Source organism: Pseudoxanthomonas sp. LjRoot204_2 (assembly GCF_056175765.1).
Genome location: NZ_JBGFFG010000511.1, coordinates 1 through 2118, shown reverse-complemented (window position 1 = coordinate 2118; position 2118 = coordinate 1). Strand labels below are relative to the sequence as shown.

The window sequence follows — 2118 nt, the reverse complement described above, 5'->3', positions numbered from 1 at the left end:
ACCCTTCAGTCCGCATTGCCACCAGCTATCGCGCAACAACTCGACGGTTGGGCTCAGGCGAATAGGGATGCGCTGCCAAAGTTTGGCATGTCGCCGCAGATGCTCTCGGTAGTGGAGCCTTGGTTTGCGGCCTTGATGGTGACGATGGTGGAAATGGGGAAGCTGGGTCTGGATCCCGCGCTGGGGCTCGACAACCATTTCGTCAAGCGTAGCGCCGAGTCCGGCAAGCCGAGCGCTGGCCTGGAGACCGGACAGGAGCAGATTGATGTCCTGGATGGCTCGAGCGAGAAGGAGCAGTTACAGATGCTCGCGGATGCACTAGAACAAGCAGGTAAAGGGTCGACGGAAACCTTGCGCTTGCATGACGCATGGCGTCGTGGCGATGCGGAACTGCTGCGGGCGGGCATGGCGGCGGACATGAAGCGTGACTACCCCGAGCTTTACCGGCGCATCAACGTCGCGCGGAACGATGCATGGGTGCCGAAAATCCGTCAGCACCTCGATGCAAGCGGCAGTGATGATGTCTTGGTCGTCGTCGGCGCTCTGCACTTGCTGGGCCAGGATGGCGTGGTCGAGAAGCTGCGCGCGCAGGGCTACTCCGTTGAGAGAATCTGCTCCGCTTGCCCGCGTTGACCCGCGCGCTATCACGCGATTGCTCCCGCATGCCCTATCCGGTAAGTTGAGTCGTCCTGCAAGAAAGCGGGGCGATCATGGTCAACTAAAAGGAGTTGGAGAATGCGTGACTTGACTGTAGCCGAGCATGCGGCTGTCCTGGGTGGGAACGCGATAGCGGGAATTGTGGGCTCGCTTTCGCCAAGCGTCGTAAGCGCATCGGGTGAAGTGGCGGGAGAGGCGATGATGTTGACGGCTGCCGGATACTCTTATTTCGAAGCGCTGGGTCAATGGTGTTACAGCGACACTTACGATGCGCTCCTGACCTGCCTCGAGTAGCATCGACCAGCCGGCGCGGGACGATCCCTGCGCCGGCTTGCTCACGAAATGGCGCCTGCGCGCGCGTGGCCCACGTGCGGTGGTGGCTGTTCCATCACAATGCAGTCCACCGGGCAGGCGGGCACGCAGAGTTCGCAGCCCGTGCACAGCGGATCGATCACTACATGCATCTGCTTGGCGCCGCCGATGATGGCATCCACGGGGCAGGCCTGGATGCATCTCGTGCAACCGATGCAGTCGGCCTCCACCACCACCGCGACCATTGCGGGCTTGTGCGTGCCGCGGGCGCGGTCGTACGGCAGCGGCGGTACGCCCAGCACCCGTGCGAGCGCACGCGCGCCGTCATCGCCGCCGGGGGGACAGTGGTCCACGCCCGCTTCGCCGCATGCCATCGCCTGCGCGTAGGGCAGGCAGCCATCGAAGCCGCACTGTCCGCACTGGGTCTGCGGCAGCAGGCGATCGAGGCGCTCGGTCAGGTCCGCGGTTGCCACGGGGATCAGCGAGGAGTGGGATGGAACCGGCTTCTGCTCGTTCCTCACGTCTCTTCGCTCTGCTCTTGCCTCACCGCACCGGCATGCCGGGCAGGGCACCGGCATCGGCGTCCAGCAATGCCAGCGCGCCACCGTCGAACCCGGCCGACAGGATCATGCCCTCGCTCAGGCCGAAGCGCATCTTGCGCGGTGCCAGGTTGGCGATGAACACCACGTTGCGGCCGACCAGCGTGTCCGGTTCGCCGTAGCTGGCGCGGATGCCGGAAAAGATCTGGCGCTGGCCCAAGTCGCCGGCATCCAGCAGGAATCGCAGCAGCTTGTCGGAACCGTCCACGAAGCCGCACTCCAGCACCTTGCCGATGCGCAGGTCGAGCCTGGCGAAATCCTCGATGCCGATGAGGCCGGTCGCATCCTTCGCCTCGGTCGGCACGTCAGCTTTCGCCTGTGCCTTCTTCTCGGTAACGGCGGGTGCGGGTGCGGGCGCGGCGGCGAGGGTGTCCTTGGAGGCGTCGGTCATGGCGTCGATCAGTTTCGGGTCGATACGGGTGAAAAGCGGCGAGTAGGTCTGGATGGTGTGGGCGAGCAGCGGGTTGTCCACATCGGCCCACGTCTCCACCGGCGCGCTGAGGAACGCTTCCGCTTCGGCGGCCGTGCGCGGCAACACCGGCTTCAGTGC

At 64.8% G+C, this 2118-nt stretch carries 3 protein-coding genes; 1 reads left to right on the top strand and 2 read right to left on the bottom strand.

The annotated features are described in order from the left end of the window. The coding region (locus AC04L7_RS17285) for a TraB/GumN family protein (RefSeq protein WP_475513519.1) at positions 1–633 on the top strand (633 nt) is incomplete at its 5' end. Between the two features lie 359 nt (positions 634–992). Here the strand turns inward: AC04L7_RS17285 and rnfB are convergent. Together rnfB and metG are read right to left on the bottom strand one after the other, a co-directional pair. Continuing rightward, positions 993–1442, bottom strand: coding sequence for an Rnf electron transport complex subunit RnfB (rnfB, locus tag AC04L7_RS17280; RefSeq protein ID WP_435999318.1), 450 nt, complete (start codon positions 1440–1442; stop codon positions 993–995). 70 nt (positions 1443–1512) lie between these two features. Continuing rightward, positions 1513–2118 (bottom strand): methionine--tRNA ligase subunit beta (gene metG / locus AC04L7_RS17275; RefSeq protein WP_475513518.1); only part of this gene is annotated, 606 nt, incomplete at its 5' end.